This window comes from Actinomadura madurae (genome assembly GCF_047130825.1).
Lineage (GTDB): Bacteria > Actinomycetota > Actinomycetes > Streptosporangiales > Streptosporangiaceae > Spirillospora > Spirillospora madurae.
Genome location: NZ_CP083237.1, coordinates 5527940 through 5552168, shown reverse-complemented (window position 1 = coordinate 5552168; position 24229 = coordinate 5527940). Strand labels below are relative to the sequence as shown.

Here is a 24229-nt window from a genome sequence, read left to right as displayed (position 1 = left end):
GCGGGTCCGGCCCGCGCGCGGCGCGGGCCGGACCGTCCATTCGCGCCCCGGGTGTCGGTGGTCGCACCTAGGATGCGCCGAATGGAGGCAGCTGATCTTGAACGGCCGCCGGCGGGGGTGACCTTCCTGCGGCACCGCGGCGGGGCCGCCGCGAAGGTCGCCGTCGAATGGTCGGACGCGGCGCCGGTGCTGATCGGCCGGGCCCTGCGCGTACCGTCGGTCACGGCGCTGCGGATCACGGCGCCGGAGGGCGGGGAGGACGACCACCTGTACTGGGAGGACGACCGCGACGAGGACGGCGAGCCGACCCCCGCCACGACCGTCGAGACGGGCGCGCTCGCGACGCTCGACCTCGGCGGGCTCACCGAGCTCGACCTGTCGTACCTGCGCATCGGCGCGCTCGGCGCGAAGACGCTCGCGGTGTCGGCCTACCTGCGCGCCGAGGCCGCCGACCTCGGGACCGCCGCCGGCGGCCACCCGCTGGAGACGCTCGACCTGCGGTACTGCGGCATCGGCAACACCGGGCTGGCGGCCCTCGCCGCGGCCCCCCTCTTCAACGGGGTCCGCCGCCTGCGCCTCCAGAACAACGTGATCACCGAGAAGGGGACGCCCGCGCTGCACCGTTTCACCGGCCTGAACGACCTCGACCTGCGCTACAACGAGATCGGCGTGGACGGCGTGCGGGCCTTGCTCGCGGCGCCGTTCGTCCCGTCCCTCACGCGGCTTCTCCTGTACCGCTCGGACGTCGGGGACGAAGGTGCGGCGCTGCTCGCGCAGGCACCCCAGCTCCCACCCGCACTGCGCAGCTTCTGGAGAAGCGTATGAGCCTTGAACTCCGCGACCGGTTCTTCGCGCTGTCGACCGGCGACGCCCCCGCCGGCGAGGTCGCCGAATACCGCGCGCTGGTCGACGCGACCGACGCCGAACCCGCCGCGACCGTGGACGGGCTCGCCGTTTCCTGGCATCCGACGGCGCGGTTCAAACAGGTGCGTTTCGTCGACGCGGAACGCATCGACGGCGAGGCCCGGGACCTGTTCGCCCGTCCCATCGAGGCCATGCCGGACCTCGCCGCCGTCTTCGCCGACCCGCGCGAACTCTCGTTCCGGACGTTCGAGAACATCCTCCCGCTCGACCGCCTTTTCTCGGACGTCCCGCTTGACCTCGAACTCACCGGGTGCGACGAGTTCGCGAAGGATGCGTACACGCTCTCGCTCCGGCTCCCGGCGCCCACCAGGTCGCTACTGGAAAGCCTCGATGAGCTGAACCTCTACGTCCCGCCGCTCAACGCCTCATCCCGAGGCGGTGAACGCTTCATCTTCCATTCGGGGCTGCTCGCCGAGGCGCTCACCGAAGCGGTGCGCAAGGCGATGCCTGACTCGCTGTTCGACGGTTTCTCGCACGTGAACCCCGTCTTCCGCTGCAACCGTTTCGAGCCCGGCGACGCCAACTTCCATCCCCACCTCGACACGCCCTACTACGACGCGGGGCGGAATCACGTCTCCCGCTACACCGTGCTGCTCTACCTCACCGGAGGCGAGGGAGAACCCGCCCTCGACCTCGCGGAAGGCGGCGCGCTCACCGCGATCGAGCCCTTCACCTGCGTGGTCTTCGACCAGCGGTACGAGCACGAGGGCGCGCCCTACCGCGACGGCCGCAAAGTGTTCCTGCGCACCGAACTCGTCTTCACCGGCGACGGCCTCAAGCACGACCCGGAGATCGGCGCGCTGTTCGCCAAGGCCTGTTACTGGACGGGCGAGAGCGTCTTCGCACCCGAACTCGCCCGCCACGCCGACACCTACTACAACAGGGTCGCCGCCGCGCATTGGAACGGCCTGACGCCCGCGTCCGGGAGAGAGCCGTTCGTCCACAAGAACTTCCGCGGCGTGCACTACGTCGCGAACGGCCACGACTTCTGGTTCGAGGCGAAGGACGGGCTCTCCCCGGCCGAATGCGCCGCCATCGCGCTCCTGGACTACTTCAACTGCAAGATAGGTGACGCCGCGTTCCGCACGCTGTGCGACGCGGAGGTGATCGAGGCCGACGGCACGGACTGGATCCCGGCGTTCCTCACGGGCAAGAGCGGCGAGTCGCCGGTCGTGCCGTTCGATAAGTCCATGCTCTTTCCCGAGCCGGAGGACGCCGACACCGGAGACCTGCCCGACTGCGCCTGCGCGATCTGCAGCGGTGACGTCATCGGCCCCCATTTCGACACCACGCGCAACGCCGACATCATCGAGCACTACGCCCGCGCCCAGGAAGCCGCCAAGGCCGACGTCATGCCCGCGCCGATCCTGATGCTGGGCGAGGACGTGCTCCTCGACCCGGACATGTTCGTCGTCGAGGGAAACCGCATCCACGTCCTCGGCAAGCGGTCGCCGGCGCCGGTGAACTTCGCCGCCTGCCAGGGCGGTCCGCCCTTTCCCTCGGCCGACACCTGGATCGCCACCGCGGTCGCCGTCGACGCGGCGCACTTCCTCGTCCCGCCGATCCTGTTCGCCGAGGCCGACGGCTGCCGGCACCTGAAGTTCGACTTCTTCCGCAACACCTGGACGGTCGGCCACGAGCGGTCCACCGTGCCCGTCCCGATGATCCGCCAGTTCGACCCCGACGCGGACATCGACGAGGACTGGGAGGACGACTACGACGAGGACGAGGACGAGGACGACGACTACGACGAGGACGACGACTAGGACGGCTCGGCCATCTTGGCGAGGGCGTCCACCCAGAAGCGCTGCCGCTCCGGGGTCTGCCCGACCAGGTACGTGGCCCGCAGCTTCGGCGGCACGTACCGCAGCAGGCTCGCCACGACGTCGAGGTGCCGTTCGAGCTGCGACACCTCGGCGTTGGAGAACACCTGGTGCACCAGGTCGGTGTCGTCGGTGCCCTCGGCGGACGCCTCGGCCGCGGCGGCGAGCCGGGCCTCCCAGCTCGCGCGGTTGCGGGCGAGCTCGGCCAGGCCGATCTGGGGGCGGCCGGCCAGCCGCGCCTCCAGCGCGGACAGCGGCACCGGGGCGTACTCGCCGTCACCGAGATAGATCAGGCCCGGCTCCAGCGGCATGCCCGCCTCGTGCAGCTTGATCAGCCGCTCCAGGGTGCGCTTGGTGATCCAGTCGCGGCCCTCGTCGTCGATGTCGTTCTTCCACCACTCCAGGACCGTCTCGGCCGTGTCCCCGTACGTCGAGATGAGCCACTCGTTGGCGGGGATGTCGTCCGGGAGCACCTCGTAGCTGATCGTGAACCGGCTCGCCTGCGCCACGTTGTTGCTCGCGACCAGCATCTTGCGGCCCAGGTAGTACGGCGGGTTCTGCAGCGCCACCTGCGCGCGCAGGTTCGGGATGCGGCGCCCGGCGAGCGTCCACTCCTGCGTGACCTCCATCAGCTTGGCGAAGGTCGCCTTGTCCTTCGGCCGGTTGTACTCGTCCCAGACGAGCACCTTGGGCTCGGGGTCGAGCAGCGACCGGGCGAGCATCGCGGTCAGCGAGCCGTCCGGGGCGGGCACCGGCACGCACAGGTCCTCGACGTTGGTCACCGGCAGCGAGAAGTAGACGGGGTCGCGGCCCGTCTCCTCCCGGGCGATCTGCTTGGTGATCTCCGTCTTGCCGCAGCCGGGCGGGCCCTGCAGCAGCACCGCCCAGCGGTGGGTCATCGCGGCCCGCAGGATGCGGCGGACCGGGTCGGTGACGGTCGCGGGATTGCGCGCCCCGACCGCCGCGGCGATGGCGTCCAGCACGTCCGCCGTCCGGTCGCGGCCCGGCTCGCCGTCCTTGCCCTCCTCGGTCAGCGCCAGCCGGGCGCCGTTCAGCAGCGGCAGCCCCCAGGCGAGCGGGAACCCGGCGCGGGCGCAGTGCAGGACGTGCTCCAGGGTGCGCGGGGAGAGCAGGTACCGCAGGCGCGGGCTCAGCGAGGCCCACTCCCGGAACACCTCCCGCAGATCCCACTCGGGGAACCGCGCGGCGAGCGCCTGCCGCCACGCGGTGTCGTTCGGCGTCAGGCGGATCGTGACCATCCGGTCGAGGATCGCCAGGTCGGAACGCCGGACGCTGGTCTCGGCCAGCGACTCGTTGTCGGTGAGGAACACGCCGACGCAGCCGAGCTCGCGCAGGTCGTACTCGCCCAGCGTCCAGTTGCAGGCGATCTGCATCAGCTGCGACTGGACGGTGCTGCCCGCCTGGAGCGAGTCGTCGATGAGGAGGACGAACGGCTTGCCGGGGACGAGCTGGCGCATGACGAGCTGGCGGAGCACCAGCTCGCCGCTGTCGTCGTCGCGGACCGGGGCGTTGACCAGCAGGTCGTCCGGGGTGAGGTTCGCCGCGGGGATGACGACGAGGGTCGTGCCGGGGAACCGCTTCGGGATGTACGACACGAACGTGGACGTCTTGCCGATGCCGTGCTCGCCGAAGATCTGCCCGGTCTGGCCGGTCGCCACCATGGCGTCGATGAACTTCTCGAGCTTGGCGGTCGGGCCGTCGTCCGGGGGCTGCGGGTAGGTGGCGTTGCGCCTCCACCAGCGGCGGCCCGCCCTGTGCTTCGCCTTGGACGGCTCCGTCGCGGTCATCGCTGCTGTCTCCTCGCTCCTCATCCGGGCGTGACGCGGTGGCAGGCCATCGGGGGATCGTGCCGGTCCGGCCAGTCGTCGCCGCCGTCGGTGATGAGCCAGATCCACCGGTCGGGGTCGGCGGGGGTGACAGCGGGCGCGCACCCGTCGGTCACCATGATGATCGCATCGGGCTCGGCGTCCAACCGCTTTCCGTTCACCTCGGCCCGGCCCTCGGCGTAGTCGACGACGTTCTGGAAGTTGGTGCCGCCGCCACCGACCACCCGCTCGCCCGGCACGAACGGCGTCACCACCCCGTCGAAGCCGAGCCAGTGGCTCTCCACCCCGTCGGTCTGCCCGACCAGGGTGGTGAGCCACTCGACCACGGCGTCCGGCATCGACCCGGACGTGTCGAACGCGATGAGCACGACCTTCGTCCGCTCGGGCCCGCGCCGGGTCAGCATCGGATCGTGGCCCAGGGCCAGCAGGATCGCGCCGTGCTTCTTCGGGTAGATCAGCCGGTCGCTCTCGCTCAGCTTCGAGGCGAGCACGTCGACCAGCCACCGCTGCCACCAGTCGACGCGGCGGGTCGCCGGGGTGGTGCCGCGCAGCCTGTCCAGGCCGAGGTCGCCCCAGAGGCGGGACAGCCGCTCCCCGCCGTCGGCCGTCCGGTCGGCCAGGTCGAGCAGCTCGGCGCGCGCCGCCGGGTCGCCCCGGAGGGCGGCCTGCATCACCTGGTGCAGCACCTCGCCGCCCAGCCGTTCCACGGTCTCGGGATCCAGCGGCACCGCGTCGCCCGCGTGACCGTCCAGGTGGATGCAGAACCCCGGCGCGGATTCGTCGAACGCCCTCATCCGCCGCAACTCGCCGTAGACGGTGAGGTCGGTGTGGATGAAGTCCTCGTAGGGCAGCGGGGACAGGCCCTGCTGCCGCAGGTCTTCCTGGTACGCCTCGTAGACCTCGGCGGGATCGACGCCGACCGGCTTCCGTCCGTCCTCGTGTCCGTCCTCGCCTTCGTCCGACGGGACCGTGGGCAGGCCTGACCACCGCAGCCGCTCCAGGGCGACGTGGTTGATGGCCACCTCGGCGGCGAGTGTGAACGCCGGGTCGGACCGCAGGTCCTCGTCCACGTGCAGGTGGCGGTGCATCAGGTGGCGGGCCTCGTGGAACAGGACGAACTTGACGCCGTCGAAGTCCAGGTCCATGAAGAAGCGCGGGTTGTAGAGCAGGGCGCGGGAGCCGTCGCCGAACGCCACGACCGCGGCGGTGGGGATCAGCGTCGTCGGGATGTGGTGGTGGCACTTGGCGTACAGCCAGGACGCCACCGTGCTCTGCCCGACGCCGAAGTCCAGGAGCGCGGACTCCTTGCGCCGCCGGGCCTGCTCCACCAGTTCCGGGTCGGCCGGCTCCTCCGCGAGCAGCCGGTGCAGGTCCGGCAGGCGGGGCGCGGGGCGGCGCCGGCGGCGGCCCGGCCGGACGGGCCCGCCGCCCGCCGGGTGGTGGTCACCCGCGCCGGTGCCTCCGGTGGCGTTCATCGGTGCCCCCTCCGATGTACGGGACCCGTGCGGGGAGCGTTCCGGGAGTCCCGCGGTGCCTGCTGACCGCTGGCACGATAGCGGGTCGATCCGCCGGAACGCCCCCGAAATAACCGGCGGCCGGCGGGCCCGGCGGGGTCAGTGGCCGAGGCGGGCCGACAGGTCGCGGGCGCCCGCGGTGACCTCCTGGATGATCTCCAGGAGGCGGCTGCCGCGGAAGCCGGCGTTCACGCCGCCGAGGCTGAGGGTGGCGGCGATGTCGCCCTGCGCGTCGAAGACGGGCGCGGCGACGGCGCCGACGCCGTAGAGGTAGTCCTCCTCGCTGATGGCGTAGCCGTCGCGGATGACCTTCTCCAGGCGGTCGGTGAGCGCGGGCACGTCGGTCACCGTGTGGGACGTGTACTGGTCGAGCCCGGTGGAGAGCCAGTGTTCCCGCAGCTCGCGCGAGTAGGCGAGGATGACGACCGGCCCGGCGGCGGCGTGGTAGGGCAGGACGGTCCCGACTCCCACGGTGTTGACGCTGACCGGGTTGTTGCCCTGGAGCATGTCGACGCAGATCGCGCCCTCCTCGCCCGGGATCATCAGGTACGCGGTGTCGCCGAACCGGTCGGCCAGCCGGCGCAGGAACGGGGCCGCCTCGTCGCGCAGGCTGAGCTCGGCGAGCGCGACGGCGCCGACCCGGAACGGGCGCATGGTGAGCCGGTAGGTGGCGCCGTCGCCGCGGGTCAGCCAGCCGGCCCGGATCAGCGTGGCCGCCAGCCGGTGCACCGTGGTCTTGTTCATCCCGGTGGCCGCGGTCAGGTCGGTCAGGGTCAGGGTCGGCCGCTCCCGGGTGAAGCACTCCATGAGCTGGCAGGCCTTGAGGACCGAGATCACCAGGTTCTTGGGGTCCACGTCCTCGTCGGGGGTCATCGGACCGCTCCCGGCAGAGGTTCCGTATTCCGGTACATGTTCCGGATCCTATCGGCTCGTCGGTGGCCGCGCGTCCAGTGCGTGCGAGGCGGCGGCGTAGGCGTAGGTGTGGTTGCGCGCGTTGGCGAGGCCGGTGACATACCCCTTGAGCTCCCTCGTCGCCGCGGCGTTGCCGGTGGCGTACAGGCCCGGCACCGCGTGGCCGTCGCGGCGCAGCACCCGCCCGTCCGCGTCGATCCACAGCCCGAGGGTGCCCATGCCGAACCCGACGATCGACAGCGGCAGAGCGTAGTACGGCGGCGTGGCGAGCGGGCCGAGGTTCGGGTTGGGAGCATGGGCCGGGTCGCCGTAGGCCCGCCGGACGAACGGCAGCGTGCCGCGGCCGAACTCGGGGTCCTCGCCGCGCGCCGCGCCGGCGTTGAACTGGGCGACGGTCACGACCAGGCCGTCCGGGTCGATGCCGGCGGCCTCGGCCAGTTCCCGCGGGGAATCGGCGCGGACGAACGTGTCCGGCCACGCGTCGCCGGGGGAGTACGGCCCCAGCCGGTAGCGGCGGCGGAACTCGTCGTCGGCGAGGAACCAGGACGGGTGGTTGGCCCACCGCTTGTTCCGGCCGTCGTAGCGCCGGATCGCGCCGATGAGCGCGCCGTAGTAGCTCTCGTCGCCGAACCGCCGCCCCTCCCGGTTGACGATCATCGAGTGCGGCAGCCCGAGGTGCTCCAGCAGGGGCCGGCACAGCGGGACGTCGCCGCCGGGGTGCGTCTCGCCGGGGAAGTGGTGGCCGACGCTGAAGAACGGGTCGGCGCCCCGGACCATGGCCGCGCCCGCCCGCTGGGCCAGCAGCAGGCTGTCGCCGTCCACGACGGGCGGCGCCGACTCGACGAGCGCGGGGACGTCCTCCAGCTCGGCGCCGTCCGGTGCCCCGCCGTAGCCGCCGGCGGCGATGAGCACGCCGCGCCGGGCCCGCACCGTCACGGGGCCCTCCGGTCCTTGCAGGACGGCGCCGGTGACGGCGTCGCCGTCCACGAGCAGCGCGGTGGCGCGGTGGTGCAGGAGGCAGGGGACGCCGCGCTCGGTCAGCGCGGCCCGGACGAAGGCGCCCGACAGCCCGGAGCCGTGGGTGAGCAGGTCGCGCTGGGCGCCCTCCCGCCGCAGCCGCTCCCGCACGGCCGGGTCGAGGACGCGCTCGGAGTACAGGTCGTCGCGGGCCACGCCCGTCTCGTAGTAAGGGCTCGGCCGCAGCCGGTCGCGCCACGGGCCGAGGCTCGCGCCCGGGACGGCGCATTCGAGCAGCCGCCCCTCCTCCGTCGAGCCGGGGGCCGGGTGGTAGAGGTCCGGGCAGTTCCGGATCACCTCGAACGGGACGCCGGCCTCGCGGTACCAGGCGGTCGCCTCGACGGCGCGGCGCAGGTAGGCGCGGCGGGCCTCGCGGTCGACCGGGCGGCCCTCTCCCTGGACGTGGTCGAGGTAGGACTCCGTCGCGGCGAGCGTGTCGGGGGGCGCGAGCGTGTCAGGGGCCAGGCCGTTCGCGCCGACCCAGACGAATCCGCCGCTGTAGGCGGCGACCCCGCCGACCATGCCGGAGCGTTCCGCGACGAGGACGTCGGCGCCGAGGTCGTGCGCCCGGACGGCGGCGGCCAGCCCGCCGAGCCCGCCGCCGATGCACAGGAAGTCGACGGCACGGTCCATGGATGTTCCTCCTCTAGGGGACGGACGGCGCGCTGGGGAAGGGCCTCACAGCACGGCGACGGGTGTGATGGGCGAGCCCGTCCCGCCGGGGACGGCCAGCGGGGCGAGCGTGAGCATGAAGGCGGTGCGGTCCTCGGCGGCGAGCGCCTCGGCCAGCTCGTCCAGCGCCATGCTGTGGACGAGGTGGACGCCCAGGTAGACGAGCGCGAGCACGTGCACCGGCAGGCGGCACTCGGCGACCGGGACGGGGAAGGCGTCGCCGGGCCCGTCGGTGCCGACCACGGCGGCGTCCCTCTCCTGGACGAATCGCAGCGCGTCGGGATGCAGCCCGGACAGCCGCCCGTAGCGGTCGCCCTCCTCGCCCTCCTCGCGCGGCGCGGGCGCGCTCCAGCGGCCGGTGCGGACGAGCAGCGCGTCGCCCGGTTCGAGGCCGGGCGCCGCCGCGGCCAGGTCGTCGTACCCGACCGCGGTCCCGGCCGGGAGGTGGTCCACGCCGTGCAGCCGGGGGACGTCGGCGAGGACGGCCCGGGTCACGACCGGCGCGGCGGAGGTGATGTCGCAGCCGGCGACCCCTTCGGGCCCGGCGATCTCGGCGAACTCCCGGCCGCCGTAGCCGCGGCCCCGATGGGCGATGTGGCTGAGCGCGTCCATGTGGGTGATCTCCAGGCCGTGGCACTCGGAGCTGACCCGGTCGCTGGCCGCCTGCACGTCCCCGCCGGCGTTGGAGCCCCACCAGGTGATCATCCGGTGCTCGAAGGCGGTGTCGCCCGCCTGCGGGTAGTAGGCCGGCGTCCCGGTGCGGAACGGGCGGGCGAGGGACAAGGCCCGGCCGCTGCGGACGGTCGCCGCGGCGGCGCGGACGCGGTCGGGCCCGGCGAGGTTCAGCGTCCCGCGCTCGTCCCCGTGGCCCCAGCGCCCCCAGTTGGCCGTGATGCCCGGCCAGAAGGTCTCCATCATGTCCTCCATCCGCATCCGCTGGAAGATATTCCGGATTGCGAACTCGCGTTGGCGTAGGGCGGCGCAACCCCCTACTGTCCGGATGTACGGCCTTGACCAGCAACTCTTCCAGAGAATCCGGCGCCTGGGAACCCGTTGACAACCGCGCCGAATCGAACTTATCGTCAGTTCCCGGAATCTATTCCGTATTCCGGAAGGATGAAGATGACAGCGCAGCGCCTCCGTGAACTGATGGCCGAGGACGTCGTCTACGCCCCCGGCGTGTGGGACGGCCTCACCGCGCGTCTCGCCGACCAGGCCGGCTTCTCCGCCCTCTGCGCCTCCGGGTTCGCGATCTCCGCGGCGCTCGGCCTGCCCGACGCGGAGCTGTACACGATGTCGGAGAACCTCGACGCGGTCCGCCGCATCGTCGAGGCCAGCGACCTGCCGGTGATCGCCGACATCGACACCGGCTACGGCAACGCCGTCAACGCCGCCCGCACCGCCCGCAAGTTCGCCGACGCGGGCGTCGCCGCGGTGTTCATGGAGGACCAGGAGGCGCCCAAGCGCTGCCCGATCTGCGTCGGGGACCCGGTGCCGGTGATCGGCGCCGACGAGGCGGCCGGCAAGATCCGCGCGATCCGGGACGCGGCCGGCGACCGGCTGGTGGTGATCGCCCGCACCGACACCGCCGGGGAGGAGGCGATGGACCGGGCCGCCGCCTACGCCGCCGCAGGCGCCGAAATGATCATGCCGGTGACCAAGACGTTCTCCTCGGTGGACGAGTGGGCCGAGTGCCGCCGCCGCGCCGGCGTCCCGCTGATGGCCACGCTCACCGCGTCCACCTGGGTCGAGCGCGACCTGTCGCCGGACGTGCTGCGCGAGGTCGGCGTCCGGCTGGCGCTGCTGCCGACGCAGATCCTGCTGTCGGCGACCGGCGCGATGCGCGAGACGCTGCGCCGGCTGCGCTCCGGCGAGCCGCCCGCGCGGGTCAGCGCGGACGCGCTCCCGCACATGGACTTCGTGAAGCTGATCGGCTTCCCCGAGGTGGAGCGGGCGCAGGAGAAGTACCTGCCCGCGGCCCAGGTCTGAGGGGGATCGTACCGATGACCCCCGCAGGCGCCGCCCGTCCCGCCCGGACGATCACCGAGAAGATCCTGGCCCGCGCGGCCGGCCTCGGCGACGTCCGGGCCGGAGAGAACCACCCCTTCCGGCCGGACTACATGGTCGCCTACGACTTCCCCGGCTACACCGACCTGATGTTCAAGCAGATGCACGACGACTTCGGCATCACCGAGGTCGACGACCCCGAGCGCTACCTGGTCTTCATCGACCACATGCTGTCCAAGGGCGACGGCCGGGAGAAGGAGGTGCACGACGTCACCCGGCGGTGGGGCGAGTTCTACGGCATCACCGTCCACGAGGGCCGCGGCATCGGCCACCAGGTGGCGGCGGAGATGGGGTACGCGCTGCCCGGCTCGTTCCTCATCCACTTCGACGGGCACATCAGCGGCCTCGGCGCGTTCGGCGCGCTCGGCTGGGGCGTGCGCCGCGACCTGCTGGAGGCCTGGGTCAGCGGGCAGATCTTCCTGGACGTGCCCGCCTCCACCCGCTTCGAGCTGACCGGGTCGTTCGCGCCCGGGGTCGACAACCGTGACCTCATCCACGAGATCATCGCCCGGGTCGGCGCGGACGGCTGCGCCCACCAGGTCATGGAGTTCACCGGGCCCGGCGCCGCCGCGATGAGCATCGGGCGCCGCCAGGGCCTGTGCGGGATGGCCATGTTCACCGGCGCCGTCTCCGCCATCTTCAACCCCGACGACCTGGCGCTGGAGTACGCGAACCGGGTCGCCCGTACCGAGTTCGAGCCGCTCTACAGCGACGCGGGCGCGCAGTACACCGCGACCCACGCCATCGACCTCGACGAGCTCCGGCCGCGGGTCGTCCTGCCCGGGTCCGCGCGGGCGGCCAACACCATCGGCGTGGACGAGGCCGCGGGGACGTCCATCACCAGGGCGTTCATCGGGTCGTGCGCGAGCGGCCGGATCGAGGACATCCGGGCCGCCGCCGAGGTGCTGCGGGGCCGCCGGGTCGCGCCGGGCGTGCAGCTCAACGTGGTGCCGACCTCGCAGACGATCCACCGGCAGGCCGAGGAGGAGGGGCTGCTCGACGTCCTGCGCGAGGCCGGCGCCGACGTCGCCATCTCCAGCTGCGACTTCTGCTTCGGGTACGCGCGGCCGCTCCAGGAGGGCGAGAACTGCATCTCCACGGGGGTGCTGAACATCTCCGGCCGGATGGGCAGCACCGCCGCCGACATCTACATGGGCTCGGCCTACACCGTCGCGGCCAGCGCGGTGGCCGGGCGCATCGCAGACCCGCGGGAGGTGACCTCATGAGCGGCATGGAGTCCGTTCTGCCGGACGTGCTGCGCGGACGCGTCGCCTGGATCTTCGGCGACGACTTCGACGTCGACCTGATCATCGGCGTGGAGAACATCAAGTACTACGACGCGGACAAGCTTCGCTCGGTCTGTATGAAGGCGTACGAACCCGACTTCGCGGACAAGGTCCGGCCAGGCGACGTCGTGGTCGGCGGGCGCAACTTCGGCTACGGCCACCCCCACTACCCGCCGCTGGTCGCGCTGCGGAACCTCGGCATCAGCGCCGTCCTCGCCGAGTCGTTCTCCCCGGGGTTCTGGCGCGGCGAGACCTACAACGGGATGCCGCTCGTGGCAGTCCCGGGCATCGCCTCGGCCGTGCGCCGCTTCGACGCCGTCGAGGTCGACTGGCGGCGGGCCGAGGTCCGGCTGCCGGACGGCACCGAGCTGCGCGGCGACCCGCCCAGCGACCGGGTGGTCAAGGTGCTGGAGGCCGGCGGGAACCTGAACCTGCTGCTGCGCGAGCACGGCCGCCGGCCCTCCGCGGTGACCTGACATGAGGGGCAGCCACGTCGACACGGGCCACGGGCAGATCCGGGTGTGGCTCACCGCCGATCGCCCGGGGGTCCTGGTGCTCCCGGGGATCCGCTGGTCGGGACGGCCGCTCGCCGAGGAGATCGTGCTCGGCGCCCCCGAGCGCCCCGTCGCGGTCGCCGACCTCCCCGGCGTCGGCGGGTCGGCGCCCGCCGCGGCGGCCGGCCCCGGCCCGGCCGCGGACGCGCTCGCCGAGGTCGCGGGGGCTCTCGGCGTCCACACCGTGGTCGGCCTGGACATGAGCTGCGACCTGGCCGCCGCCGTCGCCGGACGGGCGGAGGGCTGCCGGGAGCTCGTGCAGGTCGACCGCGGCCACCTGGCCGCCGCCCGGGAGCTGCCGCCGCCCGACGTCGCGCCGCGTCCGGACGGCACCCACCTGGCCGCGCTGTGGCAGCTGGTCCGGGACGCGCACCTCTTCCCGCCCGGCGCGCCGCGGTCCGCGGTGCCCGGACGGGCCGAGCTGCCCGGCCCGTCCGCCCTGGACCGGACGGTCGTCGCGTTCGCCGAGCACCCGGAGCACTTCGCCGCGCTGTGGCAGACCTGGTGCCGCGCGTCCGAGGACCCCTTCGCCGGGACGCTGCCGGTGACGCACGCCGTCAACGCCGACGGCCACGGCCCGACGCCGGTGCGGCGGTGGCTGGACAGGCTCTCCCGCGCCCACGGGCGCGCGCCGGCCGCCGCCCCTCCCGCGCCCGGACGCCGGATGCTGCCGCTCGCCGGTGAGCCATCGATCGAGAACGGGCCGGTCGGGACGGCGCTCGCCGGGCGGGGCACCCGGATCCGGCGCGAGTTCGTGGAGACCAGCGTGGGGCAGGTCCACGTCCGGGCCGCCGGAGACCCGGACGCGCCGCCCCTGGTGGCGCTGCACTCGGCGCCGGGCTCCGCCGGGCTGCTCGAACCGCTGATGCGCGGGCTGGCCGCGGACTTCCACGTCCTCGCGCCCGACTACCCGGGCAACGGGGAGTCCGACAAGCCCTGGCGGGACGAACCCGGCATCGACCGGTTCGCGGACGTGATCGCCGAGGTCGCCGACCGCCGCGCCGCCGGACCCGTCCACCTCTGGGGCACCCACACCGGGGCGCTGATCGCGCTCGAACTGTGCCTGCGCCGCCCCGACCTGGTGCGCCGCGCCGTCCTGGAGGCGCCGCCGCTGCTGCCGCCGGACTTCACCGCCGACATCCTGGAGCACTACCTGCCGCCGCTGCGCGCGGACCGGTTCGGGTCCCACCTGGCCCGGGCCTGGGGGATGCGGCGCGACATGTTCCTGTTCTGGCCGTGGTACCGGGACCGCACCGCCGCCGACCGCCCGCTGCGCGTCCCGCGCGCCCGCGAACTGCACGACTGGACGGTCGGGCTGCTGCAGAGCGGACCGACCTACCACCTCGGCTACGCCGCCGCGTTCCGCTACCCCACGCGGGAGCGGCTGCCCAAGCTCGCGGTCCCGGCACTGATCTGCGCGGGACCGGACGACATGTTGGCCGACAACCTCCCGGCCCTGCGCGCCGCGGCGCCGGGCGGCGTCACCCTCGCCGAGATGCCCGCGACCTGCTGGTACCCAGACCAGGATCCCGCCGCCGTGGCCGAGACCGTGCGGCGTTACCGGGACTTCCTCGGCGCCCCCTCCTGACGGCCCACCCAATCGGATCCGTCCCCGGATCGGATTCCTTCTCTGAGGAGACGCAATGGCACGACGAATCGCCCGCAGCGGCCGGCCGGCCAGGACGGCCGCGGCCATGGCCGCCGTCCTGGCCGCGGCGGCGTGCAACGGCGCCGCGCAGAACGACGGCGAAGTCAAGATCGGCTTCATCACCGCGCTGACCGGCCCCGTCGCCTTCGCCGGCCAGACCTTCGCCAACGGCACCGAGCTGGCCGTCGAGCAGCTCAACCAGGAGGGCTACCTCGGCCAGGGACGAAAGATCAAGCTGGTGAAGAAGGAGGGCGCCGAGAAGCCCGCGCAGGCCGTCGACCAGGCCAAGCAGCTCACCGCCGACCAGGACGTCGTCGGCGCCATCTGCTGCATCCTGTCGCCGGTCGCCGGGGCGGTGAAGCCCATCACCTCGGCGTCCAAGCTGCCGCTGGACATCTACGGCGCCACCGACGAGGGACTCCAGGACCCGCCCTACGTCGTCCGCACCACCACCATGCCGCAGGACGCCAACCGCGCCCTCGCGCAGAAGGTGGCGCAGGAGGCCAAGCCCGCGTCGGTCGCCTACGCGGTGACGCAGGACAACTCCGGCTGGGTCTCCCAGCTCAAGAGCTTCCAGCAGGGCTTCGCCGGGACGCCCGTCAAGGACCTCGGGACGGTCAACACCCTCGCCGCGCAGACCGACTTCAGCGGCGCGGCCGGGCAGCTCATGGCCAAGAACCCCGAGGCGATCGTCATCGCGGCGCTCCAGCAGTCGTCCATCTCGCTCATCAAGGCGCTGAAGAGCCGCGGCTACAAGGGCCTCATCGTCACGGCCGAGACGATCGGCAGCCCCGGCGCGTTCAAGGCCGCGGGCGCGACCCTCGCGGACGTCCCCTTCCCGGTGTACTTCTACGCGGGGAAGGCGTCCCCGGCGGGCCAGAAGTTCGCGCAGAGCTACAAGGCGAAGTACGGCACCGACCCCGACTCCTACGCCGCCCAGGGCTACATGGCCGGCTACACGATGGCGACCGCCGTGAAGAACGCCGGCAAGGAGGTCACCCGGGAGAGCGTGACCAAGGCCCTGTCCGGCATCAAGCAGATCGACGGCACCATCTACGGCTCGGTCCAGTTCCAGGACGGCCAGCTGCGCGCCCCGAACAGCATCGTCCACATCACGTGGACCAAGGACGGGCGGCTGGCCGAGTGGAAGCCGTCCGGCACCGGATCGGCGTGACGGGACAGGTGATCTGACCGATGCTGTTCGTCCAGCAGCTCGTCAACGGGATCGCGCTCGGCGCCGTGTACGCGCTGTTCGCGGTCGGGTTCGGCGTGGTGTTCTCCACGATGCGGATCCTGAACCTCGCGCAGGGCGTGTACGCCACGTGGGGCGCGCTCACCGCCTACTGGGCGGTCGCGAACCTCGGGCTGCCGTTCGCGGTGGCCTGCCTGGCGGGGACGGCGGCCGGCGCGCTCGCGGCGGTCGCCGTCGACCAGGTGGCCTTCCAGCCGCTGCGCTCGCGCGGCGGGGAGCAGCTCCTCGGCACCATCATCACCAGCGTGGCGCTGTGGATCTCGCTGCGGGAGGCCGCCAGCCTCGCCACCGGTGCCGCGCCGCTCGGCTTCCCGCCCGGCACGGTGCCGGACGGCCTGCTGCAGGTCGGCGGCGTCCGGGTGCTCACGTCCCAGCTCATCGCCATCGTGTGCGCGGTCGCGGTGACCGCGGCGATCCACCTGATCCTGCACCGCACCCGGCTCGGCTCGGCGATCCGCGCGGTCGGGCACGACCGCGGCGCCGCGATGCTCGGCGGCGTGGACCCCCGGGTCGCGATCCTCACCGCGGCGGCGCTGGCCGGCGCGGCGACCGGGCTCGCCGGGGTGCTGTACGCCGACAACCAGACGTTCACGTTCGCCCTCGGCGACGGGCTGCTGCTCCAGGGCTTCGCCGCGGTCGTCATCGGCGGCATGGGCGACGTGCGCGGCGCCGCCCTCGGCGGGCTCCTCATCGGCGTCGTCCAGGTGATGTCGGCGCAGTACATCTCCAACTCCTTCCAGGACGCGATCACGTTCGGCCTCCTGCTGGTCGTCCTGGTCGCCCGCCCGCGCGGCCTGTTCCGCACCGTCGAACTCGGAAGGGCCTAGCCATGGGGCAACAACTCACGCTGCTGACCAGCGCGACCGGGTTCGCGCTCGTCGGCGCGCTGCTCGCGCTGAGCACATACGTGACGCTGTGGGCGGGGCTGCTCAGCTTCGCCACGGTGAGCTTCGCCGCGGTGGGCGCCTTCACCGCGACGCACCTGATGGCCTCGGAGGGCCTCGGGCTGTGGCCGGCGCTCGCCGCCGGGGGGCTCGGAGGCGGCGTGCTCGCCGCGGTCGCGGGCCTGCTGCTGATCCGGCTGGCCGACCACTGGCTGGCCCTGGCGACCGTCGCGCTGATCCTGGTGACCCGAGTGATCGTGGTGAACGCCGGGGATCTCACCGGAGGGTCGATGGGCGAGGTCGTGCCGGTCGAGGTGCACCTGTGGCAGTGCGTGCTCGTCCTCGGGCTGGCGTGCCTGTTCCTCGCCCGGCTCGCCCGGTCCCGGTTCGGCACCGCCGCGGTCGCCACCCGCGAGGACCCGACGGCCGCCAAGACCATGGGAGTCCCGGTGCGCCGGATCCAGGTGGCGGCGTTCGTGATCAGCGGCGTCCTCGGCGGGCTCGGCGGCGTCCTGCAGGCCGGCCTGCTGCGCTACATCGACCCCGACACCTTCTACATCGACCTGGCGGTGACCGTCATCGCGTGCGTCGTCCTCGGCGGCGCCTACCACTGGTTCGGGTCCGTCATCGGCGCGGTGGTGTTCACCGGGCTGCCGGTGTACGTCAACCAGTTCATCGGGCAGGGCCAGTCGATCATCAACGGGATCCTGCTGCTGGTCATCATGATCTGGGTGCCCGGCGGCCTGATCGACCCGCTGCGCTGGCGGCGGCTGCGCGAGCGCCGCCGCGCCACCACGCCCGCACCCGAGGCTCCGCGCGAGGTTGCGGAGGCACGCTCATGACCGAACGCAGCGAGCGCGGCGAGCGGAGTGAGGGCATGACGCGGCTTTTGCCGGGGGGTGTGGGGGGTCGCCCCCCACAGGGAGAGGGCATGACCGAACGTAGCGACGCGCTCGTCGTGGACGGGCTGGCCAAGCGGTTCGGCGGGCTGAGCGTGCTCGGCTCCGTCGCGCTCACCGTGCCGAGCGGCACCATCTTCGGGATCGCCGGGCCGAACGGCGCCGGGAAGACGACCCTGCTCAACATCATCAGCGGGCTGCTGCCCGCGGACGGCGGCTCGATCAGGCTGTTCGGCGAGCCGTGCCACCACCTGAACGCCACCGCGCTCGCCCGGCTCGGCATCGCCCGCACGTTCCAGAACATCCGGCTCCTGCGCGGGCTCACCGTCGTCGAGCAGGTCATGGCGGGCGCCTACCGGAACCGGCGCGTCGGCAGCGTCCGCGGCCTCGCCGGGACGCCCAGGGCCCGCGCCGAGCTGCGCGACGTCCGGGAGCGGGCGCTCGCGTGCCTCGGCTCGGTCGGCCTGCGCGGCACCGCCGACCGGCTGGCCGAGACCCTGCCGTACGGCGACCAGCGGCGGCTGGAGATCGCCCGCGCGCTGGTGTCCCGGCCGCGGCTGCTGCTGCTGGACGAGCCGACCGCCGGCATGAACGCGGCCGACTGGACGGGCATCGGCGAGCTGGTGTCCGGGCTCCGCGGGGACGGCACGACGGTCGTCGTCGTGGAGCACAACATGCGCATGATCGAGACGGTCTGCGACCAGGTCGCGGTGCTGGCCTCGGGCGAGGTCATCGCCTGCGACGAGCCCGTCCGCTGCCTGCGCCGCCCGGACGTCCGCAGAGCGTATTTCGGCAAGTGAAGGGACCCACCATGCTTACGGTCGAGTCACTTGAGGTGACGTACGGGTCGGTGCGCGCCGTGGCGAAGCTCGACATCGCCCTCGGCAAGGGGCGGGCCACCGCGCTGCTCGGCGCGAACGGCGCGGGCAAGTCGAGCACGATGCGGGCGATCGGCGGGCTGCTGCGCCCGTCCGGCGGGCGGGTCGTCTTCGACGGGGAGGACATCACCGGGATGCCCGCGCACAAGGTCGCGCGCCGCGGACTCGCGCTCGTCCCCGAGGGGCGGATGGTCGTCGGCTGCCTGACCGTCCAGGAGAACCTCGCCCTGTCGGCCTACGCCCGCGGCCGGCGCCGCACGGCCCTGGCCGACGACGTGTACGACCTGTTCCCGAGGCTGGCCGAGCGGCGCGGGCAGACGGCGGCGCTGATGTCGGGCGGCGAGCAGCAGATGCTGGCCATCGGCCGCGCGCTGATGACCGCGCCGTCGCTGCTGCTGCTCGACGAGCCGTCCATGGGCCTGTCGCCCGCCCTGGTCGAGACGGTCTTCTCGGCGATCTCGCAGATCCGGTCCGCCGGGATGACGATGCTGCTCGTCGAGCAGAACGCCGCCCTGGCCTTCCCGATGGCCGACCACGCCTGCCTCATCCAGCGCGGCGCCATCGTCGCCGAGGGAACCCCCGCCGAGCTGGAGAAGGACCCGGCGACCATCGCCCGCCACCTGGGCATCGACGAGGAGCCGGGCCGCGAGCCGGCGTCGAAGGGGGCCGCGTCGTGACGCGCTGGCGCAGCCTCTACGGCGAGGGCGTGCCCGGTGAGATCGAGGTCGAGGGCGGCAGTGTGGTCGAGCTGTTCCGGCGCCGCGCCGCGGAACGCCCGGACGCCCCCCAGCTCCACTACTTCGGAGCGACCCTCGACCGCGCCGGGACCGACCGCCTCAGCGACGCGCTGGCGGCCGGCCTGCAGAAGCGCGGCGTCGGCTCCGGCGACCGGGTCGCGGTCTCGCTGCAGAACACCCCCGTCTGCGTGCTCGCGGTGCTCGCCGCCTGGAAGCTCGGCGCGACGGTCGTCCCGGTCAACCCGATGTACAAGGAACGGGAGCTGGCCCACCTGCTCGCGGACTCCGGCGCCCGCGTCCTCATCGCCCACCCGGACGCCCGCGCCACCATCGAGGCGCTCGCGTCCGGGCCCGAGCACGTCCTCTACTCGGCCGGAGGCGCGCTGGCCGGCGACGCGACCGGTCCCTGGCCGGACGAGGCCGCCGACGACATCCTGCCCCTGCTGGAAGCCGGAGGCGCACCGCGGGCCGCCGTCGCCCCGGGGCCGGACGACCCGGCGCTGCTCAGCTACACGTCCGGGACGACCGGCCCCGCCAAGGGCGCGGTCAACATCCACCGCAACCTCGCCTACCAGGTCGCCGCGTGCCGCACCTGGATCGGCCTCGGCGACGGCGACGCGATCCTCACCATTGCCCCGCTGTTCCACATCACCGGGCTGGCCATGCACCTCGCGCTCGGCCTCGGCGGCGGGCTGCCGCTCGTGCTGACCTACCGGTTCGACGCCGCCACGACGTCCGCCCTGGTGGAGCGGCACCGTCCCACGTTCACCATCGGCTCCATCACCGCGTTCATCGCGTTCCTCAACGACCCGGCCACCCGCGACCGCGGCCTCGCATCCCTGACGAAGGTGCTGAGCGGCGGCGCGCCCGTCCCGGCCGCGACGGTCCGGGCCTTCGCCGACGCCTTCAGCGTCTACATCCACAACGCCTACGGGCTGACCGAGACGACGTCGGCCGCGGTCGCCGTCCCGCTCGGCGCGACCGCCCCGGTGGACGAGACGTCCGGCGCCCTCGCGATCGGCGTGCCCTTCCCGAGCGCGCACGTCGAGATCCGCGACGAGAAGGGCGGGCCGCTCCCGCCCGGCGAGATCGGCGAGCTGGCGATCACCGGTCCGCAGGTCGCCGCCGGCTACTGGCGCAACCCCGAGCAGACCCGCGCCTCCTTCCCGGCCGGCACCCTGCTCACCGGGGACGTCGGCTTCATGGACGAGGCGGGCTGGATCTACCTCGTCGACCGCAAGAAGGACATGATCGTCGCCTCCGGCTTCAAGATCTGGCCCCGCGAGGTCGAGGACGTCCTGTACGAGCACCCGTCGGTCCGCGAGGCGGCGGTGGTCGGCGCCCCCGACCCCTACCGCGGCGAGACCGTGCACGCCTTCGTCAGCCTCCGCCCCGGCACCGCCGCCACGCCGGACGACCTGCGCGCCTTCTGCCGCGACCGCCTGGCCGCCTACAAGACCCCGGCCCAAGTAGAGATCAAGCACGACCTCCCCAAGAGCGTCACCGGCAAAATACTCCGCCGCCAACTCCGCACGTAGTCGCGAGAGGCTGTTAGCAGCTTGTACTAAGGCTTGGAGAAAGTGGCCGGGACTCATTGACACGGGTCTCATTGCAAGGTTTCCTTCCTGTTAGCCGCCGGGGTGTCCGGGCAGCGTCCGGCAGCGGACCGAAGGCCGGTGCCGTGTGCGCCGCGTCCGTCCCAGTGAGGGAGACCATCGATGCCCACTGCAGGCAGCCCCCCACCTGCGCTCCGCCACGCTCCCCGCCGCCGCCGGCTCGTCTCGGTGGCCGGTGCCGTGGTCCTGACCATGGCCGCCGCGCTCGGCGGCGTGCCCATCGCGCCGCCGGCCCTGGCCGCCGGCGAGACCGTGACCATCCATCTGACGACGACGTCCGACTCCGGCGGGCGGAACGTGACGCGCGGCCTGGAGCGGCAGGCACCGGTCAACTTCGCCGCGACCAACCCCGGCGCGGACCACACGATCGCGGTCGACGAAGGAGTGCGCTACCAGCGGTTCGAAGGCGGCGGCGCGTCGATCACCGACACCACGGCGCACCTGTTCCGGGGCGGGGCGATCAGCGCCGCCACCCGGGACGCGGTCATGCGCCGGCTGTTCGACCCGGTCGACGGCATCGGGCTGTCGTTCGTGCGCAACCCGATCGGCGCGTCCGACCTGTCGCGTCCGGGGATGGTCTCGCTGGACGACACCTGCTGCGACCTGAACGACTTCGGCGCGAACGGCTACGACACGAACGTCCGGCTGCTGACGCAGCAGGCGAAGCAACTCAATCCGCGGCTGCGGGTCATGGGCGTGCCGTGGAGTGCGCCCGGCTGGATGAAGGACAACGGCCGGATGGACCAGATGGGCTGGCTGAAGTGGGAGTACTACCCCACGTACGCCCAGTACCTGGCGAAGTACGTCCAGTCGTACCAGGCTGCCGGCGTGCCGGTGGACTACGTCTCGGTCCAGAACGAGCCGAACTGCTGCCAGGCGGGCAACCCGACCGCGATGAACTATCCGGGCATGTCCTGGAACCCGTCCGGGCTGGTGGAGTTCACCAAGAACCATGTGTACCCGGCCTTCCGGGCGGCGGGGATCGGTACGAAGGTGATCCACTTCGACTGGAACTACGGCGACTACGCGAGCTTCGGCTCCCAGATCGTGGCCGACGACGCGCTGCGCAACGACCCGCTGTCGGCCGGGATCGGGTGGCACGACTACGCGGGGAGCCCGTCCGTGGGGGCCCAGGCGCACGACCGGTACCCGTCGATGACGCAGTTCAACACCGAGCACTCCGGTGGAACGTGGGTGGGCGACCAGCACAACGAGGACATGGGCGACATCATCGAGCACGCCCGCAACTGGTCCAGTGCCGAGGTGAAGTGGAGCCTGGCGCTCAACCAGAACATGGGCCCGCACAACGGCGGGTGCGGGACGTGCACCGGGCTGGTCACCGTCCAGGAAGGCGGCGGCCGCGCGGGCCAGGTGGACAACACCATCGAGTACTACACGATGGGACACCTCACCAAGTTCGTGAAACCGGGCGCGTACCGGATCTTGTCCACCGCCGACTCGACCGTGCAGAACGTCGCCTACGTCAACCCGGACGGGTCCAAGGCCCTGCTCGCGCACAACGGCGGCGGAAGTGCCCGGTCGGTGCGGGTGGTGTGGGGCGGCCAGTCCTTCACCTACGACCTCCCCGCCCGCACGACGGCGACGTTCACCTGGTCGGGGACGCAGTCCGGCGGCGGTGGCGCGGGCCAGGTCACCGGCCTCGCCGGCAAGTGCATGGACGTCGCCGGCGCCGCCACGGCGAACGGCACGGCCGTCCAGCTCCACACGTGCAACGGCACCGCCGCCCAGCGGTGGAGCCGGGGTGCCGACGGAACCCTGAAGGCGCTCGGCAAGTGCCTGGACGTGGCCGGTCCCAGCACCGCGGACGGCGCCCAGACGCACCTGTGGGACTGCCACGGCGGCTCGTCCCAGCAATGGACGTACACGCCCGGCCGCGACCTGGTGAACGCCTACTCCGGCAAGTGCCTGGACGTGACCGGCAACAGCTCCGCCGACGCGACCCGGCTCCAGATCTGGACCTGCACCGGCGGCGCCAACCAGAAGTGGACCGTCCCGGCGTAGCGCGCGCTCCGGGGAGCCGGCACTGCCCGGTCGGCTCCCCGGCCCGTCCGTGAAAGCTTTCACGCTCCGAATGACGCGTGCCGCGCGGCGCGTTACGATCCGCTTGGGAGCGCTCCCAATCCGGCCTACCCCCCGCCACCGGAACGGAGAAGGCGCCATGCCTCACACCCGACTACGCCGCCGCGTCCTGACGGTCCTCTGCGCCGCGACGCTGGTGCCGGCCCTGTGGGTCGACACGGCCTCGGCCCACGGATCCGTCATCGACCCCGCGTCCCGCAACTACGGCTGCTGGGAGCGCTGGGGCGACGACTTCCAGAACCCCGCGATGCAGCAGGAAGACCCGATGTGCTGGCAGGCGTGGCAGGACAACCCCAACGCCATGTGGAACTGGAACGGGCTCTACCGCAACAACGTCGGCGGCAACCATCAAGCCGCGGTGCCCGACGGGCGGCTGTGCAGCGGCGGCCACGCGGAGAGCGGGCGCTACCGCTCGATGGACGCCGTCGGCCCGTGGACGACCACCGACCTCGGCACCACCTTCACGATCAACCTCTACGACCAGGCGAGCCATGGCGCCGACTACATCCGCGTCTACATCACCCGCCAGGGGTACGACGCGCTGACCCAGCCGCTGCGCTGGGGCGACCTGGAACTGGTCCGCGAGACCGGCCGGTACGCGCCGAGCAACAACTACGTGATCGAGAACGTCAACGCGTCCGGGCGCACCGGGCGCCACGTGGTGTACACGGTCTGGCAGGCGTCCCACATGGACCAGGTGTACTACATCTGCAGCGACGTGAACTTCGGCTGACCCCAGCTCCCCGCCCCGTCGAGGCCGCGCGGCACGTCGCGGCCTCGACGCGGTCAGTCGTCCGGGAACGGGCCGGCGGGCCGCCCCTGCTTGATCTTCGTCGCCCAGGTGAGGAACCGGGAGATCTGCGGCAGCGAGGGAAGGTCCTGCGCGCGGTCGGGACGGCGGCCGTCGCTGGTGACGGGGGTGAGCCGCGCGACCCGGTTGAACTCGTCGCGCAGCCTGATCCAGCGCCGGCTCCGGGGCTCCGCCCGCTCCGCGATCCGCTCCTCCAGCACCTGCCGGACCGCGTGGTCGATGGCGCGGTTGACCTTCGTGGCGTCGGTGACGCCGTGGCGGAACTGGGCCTCGGGGTCCCGGGGCGGGGGCACCCGCCGCCGCGCCAGGTCGGGGCGCAGCACCGCCGCGCGCAGCGCCTCGGCGTCGGCCATGTCGGAGCGGTGGTAGAAGAAGTCGGCCCGCGCCTCCCGCATCCGGCGGCGGACGGCGTCGTCGAAGAAGTGGCCGGTCACCACGATGACGGTCAGCCGGCCGGCGGGGACGGTCCGCCGCGCGTGCTCCACGACGGCCACGCCGGGGAACTGGTCGCCGTCGCGGCGATGGTCGGCGGCGTCCACGACGGCCACGTCCGCGCGCTCCCATACGTGCGCGCCGGCCAGCGCGTCGTCGTGGCCGATGGCCGCGACCAGCTCGATCCGCGGGTCCGCGTCCAGCACGCAGGCCATCCCGTACCGGTTGATCTCGTCGTCGTCGACCACGACGACCCGGACCGGGACGCGGCCCGGACGCTCGGCCGGCACGGCGGCTCCCGAGGTCGGCTGCACGGAGGGTGATCGACTCAATCATGACCGACGGGCCGCGGCCGG

General features: G+C 72.8%; 20 protein-coding genes. 14 read left to right on the top strand and 6 right to left on the bottom strand.

The features are described 5' to 3' along the window. Positions 1–81: 81 nt before the first annotated feature. Both K8Z49_RS25025 and K8Z49_RS25020 read left to right on the top strand, forming a co-directional pair. On the top strand, positions 82–825 hold the full coding sequence (locus K8Z49_RS25025) for a hypothetical protein (RefSeq protein WP_412515366.1): 744 nt from the start codon (positions 82–84) through the stop codon (positions 823–825). Then, positions 822–2690, top strand: a complete 1869-nt coding sequence (locus K8Z49_RS25020) for a hypothetical protein (RefSeq protein WP_412515365.1) — start codon at positions 822–824, stop codon at positions 2688–2690. The genes K8Z49_RS25025 and K8Z49_RS25020 overlap by 4 nt, the downstream gene beginning before the upstream one ends. Here K8Z49_RS25020 and K8Z49_RS25015 read toward each other — a convergent pair. From K8Z49_RS25015 to K8Z49_RS24995, 5 genes are all read right to left on the bottom strand, one after another. Continuing rightward, positions 2687–4555: an AAA family ATPase gene (locus tag K8Z49_RS25015; RefSeq protein ID WP_412515364.1), complete on the bottom strand. Its 1869-nt coding sequence runs from the start codon at positions 4553–4555 to the stop codon at positions 2687–2689. The genes K8Z49_RS25020 and K8Z49_RS25015 overlap by 4 nt on opposite strands. A 20-nt stretch (positions 4556–4575) precedes the next feature. Continuing rightward, complete coding sequence (locus K8Z49_RS25010) at positions 4576–6069, bottom strand: DUF2201 family putative metallopeptidase (RefSeq protein WP_021596398.1); 1494 nt, start codon at positions 6067–6069, stop codon at positions 4576–4578. Positions 6070–6207: 138 nt separating this feature from the next. Further along, positions 6208–6981, bottom strand: a complete 774-nt coding sequence (locus K8Z49_RS25005; protein WP_021596399.1) for an IclR family transcriptional regulator — start codon at positions 6979–6981, stop codon at positions 6208–6210. Positions 6982–7029: 48 nt separating this feature from the next. Next, positions 7030–8670 carry an FAD-dependent oxidoreductase gene (locus tag K8Z49_RS25000; RefSeq protein ID WP_412515363.1) on the bottom strand — a complete coding sequence of 547 codons (1641 nt, stop codon included), beginning with the start codon at positions 8668–8670 and terminating at the stop codon, positions 7030–7032. A 45-nt stretch (positions 8671–8715) separates the two neighbouring features. Next, positions 8716–9642, bottom strand: a complete 927-nt coding sequence (locus K8Z49_RS24995; protein WP_075024002.1) for a cyclase family protein — start codon at positions 9640–9642, stop codon at positions 8716–8718. A 189-nt stretch (positions 9643–9831) separates the two neighbouring features. Between K8Z49_RS24995 and K8Z49_RS24990 the strand changes: the two genes are divergently transcribed. The 12 genes from K8Z49_RS24990 to K8Z49_RS24935 all read left to right on the top strand — a co-directional run bounded on the left by K8Z49_RS24990 (position 9832) and on the right by K8Z49_RS24935 (position 23363). Beyond that, positions 9832–10698, top strand: coding sequence for an isocitrate lyase/PEP mutase family protein (locus tag K8Z49_RS24990; RefSeq protein WP_111830600.1), 867 nt, complete (start codon positions 9832–9834; stop codon positions 10696–10698). 14 nt (positions 10699–10712) lie between these two features. Beyond that, positions 10713–12002, top strand: a complete 1290-nt coding sequence (locus K8Z49_RS24985) for a 3-isopropylmalate dehydratase large subunit (RefSeq protein ID WP_021596403.1) — start codon at positions 10713–10715, stop codon at positions 12000–12002. Beyond that, positions 11999–12538, top strand: a complete 540-nt coding sequence (locus K8Z49_RS24980) for a hypothetical protein (RefSeq protein ID WP_021596404.1) — start codon at positions 11999–12001, stop codon at positions 12536–12538. Before K8Z49_RS24985 ends, K8Z49_RS24980 begins: the two co-directional genes overlap by 4 nt. Before the next feature lies 1 nt (position 12539). Next, positions 12540–14204: an alpha/beta fold hydrolase gene (locus tag K8Z49_RS24975; protein WP_412515362.1), complete on the top strand. Its 1665-nt coding sequence runs from the start codon at positions 12540–12542 to the stop codon at positions 14202–14204. Between the two features lie 55 nt (positions 14205–14259). Further along, complete coding sequence (locus K8Z49_RS24970; protein ID WP_111830598.1) at positions 14260–15438, top strand: ABC transporter substrate-binding protein; 1179 nt, start codon at positions 14260–14262, stop codon at positions 15436–15438. A gap of 20 nt (positions 15439–15458) precedes the next feature. Continuing rightward, entirely contained in the window at positions 15459–16343 is an 885-nt protein-coding gene (locus K8Z49_RS24965) for a branched-chain amino acid ABC transporter permease (protein ID WP_021599865.1), read from the top strand. A gap of 2 nt (positions 16344–16345) precedes the next feature. Further along, positions 16346–17242: a branched-chain amino acid ABC transporter permease gene (locus K8Z49_RS24960; protein ID WP_021599864.1), complete on the top strand. Its 897-nt coding sequence runs from the start codon at positions 16346–16348 to the stop codon at positions 17240–17242. A gap of 89 nt (positions 17243–17331) precedes the next feature. Then, positions 17332–18099, top strand: coding sequence for an ABC transporter ATP-binding protein (locus tag K8Z49_RS24955; RefSeq protein ID WP_412515361.1), 768 nt, complete (start codon positions 17332–17334; stop codon positions 18097–18099). A gap of 11 nt (positions 18100–18110) precedes the next feature. Beyond that, entirely contained in the window at positions 18111–18854 is a 744-nt protein-coding gene (locus K8Z49_RS24950) for an ABC transporter ATP-binding protein (protein ID WP_033330958.1), read from the top strand. After that, positions 18851–20452, top strand: coding sequence for an AMP-binding protein (locus K8Z49_RS24945; RefSeq protein WP_021598416.1), 1602 nt, complete (start codon positions 18851–18853; stop codon positions 20450–20452). Before K8Z49_RS24950 ends, K8Z49_RS24945 begins: the two co-directional genes overlap by 4 nt. Before the next feature lie 180 nt (positions 20453–20632). Beyond that, on the top strand, positions 20633–22552 hold the full coding sequence (locus K8Z49_RS24940) for a ricin-type beta-trefoil lectin domain protein (protein WP_412515360.1): 1920 nt from the start codon (positions 20633–20635) through the stop codon (positions 22550–22552). Positions 22553–22709: 157 nt separating this feature from the next. Beyond that, the gene (locus K8Z49_RS24935) at positions 22710–23363 is read left to right on the top strand and encodes a lytic polysaccharide monooxygenase (protein ID WP_412515359.1); all 654 of its coding nucleotides are present in this window, start codon (positions 22710–22712) and stop codon (positions 23361–23363) included. A 53-nt stretch (positions 23364–23416) separates the two neighbouring features. On the opposite strand, the gene K8Z49_RS24930 is transcribed toward K8Z49_RS24935, so the two are convergent. Next, positions 23417–24163: a hypothetical protein gene (locus K8Z49_RS24930; protein ID WP_111830593.1), complete on the bottom strand. Its 747-nt coding sequence runs from the start codon at positions 24161–24163 to the stop codon at positions 23417–23419. Positions 24164–24229: the final 66 nt, after the last annotated feature.

Coding starts and splice junctions, on each gene's coding strand:
- K8Z49_RS24960 (WP_021599864.1), top strand. CDS start 16,346: ATGGGGCAACAACTCACGCTGCTGACCAGCGCGACCGGGTTCGCGCTC.
- K8Z49_RS24955 (WP_412515361.1), top strand. CDS start 17,332: ATGACCGAACGTAGCGACGCGCTCGTCGTGGACGGGCTGGCCAAGCGG.
- K8Z49_RS24935 (WP_412515359.1), top strand. CDS start 22,710: ATGCCTCACACCCGACTACGCCGCCGCGTCCTGACGGTCCTCTGCGCC.
- K8Z49_RS25010 (WP_021596398.1), bottom strand. CDS start 6,069: ATGAACGCCACCGGAGGCACCGGCGCGGGTGACCACCACCCGGCGGGC.
- K8Z49_RS24980 (WP_021596404.1), top strand. CDS start 11,999: ATGAGCGGCATGGAGTCCGTTCTGCCGGACGTGCTGCGCGGACGCGTC.
- K8Z49_RS24990 (WP_111830600.1), top strand. CDS start 9,832: ATGACAGCGCAGCGCCTCCGTGAACTGATGGCCGAGGACGTCGTCTAC.
- K8Z49_RS25005 (WP_021596399.1), bottom strand. CDS start 6,981: ATGACCCCCGACGAGGACGTGGACCCCAAGAACCTGGTGATCTCGGTC.
- K8Z49_RS24975 (WP_412515362.1), top strand. CDS start 12,540: ATGAGGGGCAGCCACGTCGACACGGGCCACGGGCAGATCCGGGTGTGG.
- K8Z49_RS24950 (WP_033330958.1), top strand. CDS start 18,111: ATGCTTACGGTCGAGTCACTTGAGGTGACGTACGGGTCGGTGCGCGCC.
- K8Z49_RS25015 (WP_412515364.1), bottom strand. CDS start 4,555: ATGACCGCGACGGAGCCGTCCAAGGCGAAGCACAGGGCGGGCCGCCGC.
- K8Z49_RS24940 (WP_412515360.1), top strand. CDS start 20,633: ATGCCCACTGCAGGCAGCCCCCCACCTGCGCTCCGCCACGCTCCCCGC.
- K8Z49_RS25025 (WP_412515366.1), top strand. CDS start 82: ATGGAGGCAGCTGATCTTGAACGGCCGCCGGCGGGGGTGACCTTCCTG.
- K8Z49_RS24985 (WP_021596403.1), top strand. CDS start 10,713: ATGACCCCCGCAGGCGCCGCCCGTCCCGCCCGGACGATCACCGAGAAG.
- K8Z49_RS25000 (WP_412515363.1), bottom strand. CDS start 8,670: ATGGACCGTGCCGTCGACTTCCTGTGCATCGGCGGCGGGCTCGGCGGG.
- K8Z49_RS24965 (WP_021599865.1), top strand. CDS start 15,459: ATGCTGTTCGTCCAGCAGCTCGTCAACGGGATCGCGCTCGGCGCCGTG.
- K8Z49_RS25020 (WP_412515365.1), top strand. CDS start 822: ATGAGCCTTGAACTCCGCGACCGGTTCTTCGCGCTGTCGACCGGCGAC.
- K8Z49_RS24970 (WP_111830598.1), top strand. CDS start 14,260: ATGGCACGACGAATCGCCCGCAGCGGCCGGCCGGCCAGGACGGCCGCG.
- K8Z49_RS24995 (WP_075024002.1), bottom strand. CDS start 9,642: ATGCGGATGGAGGACATGATGGAGACCTTCTGGCCGGGCATCACGGCC.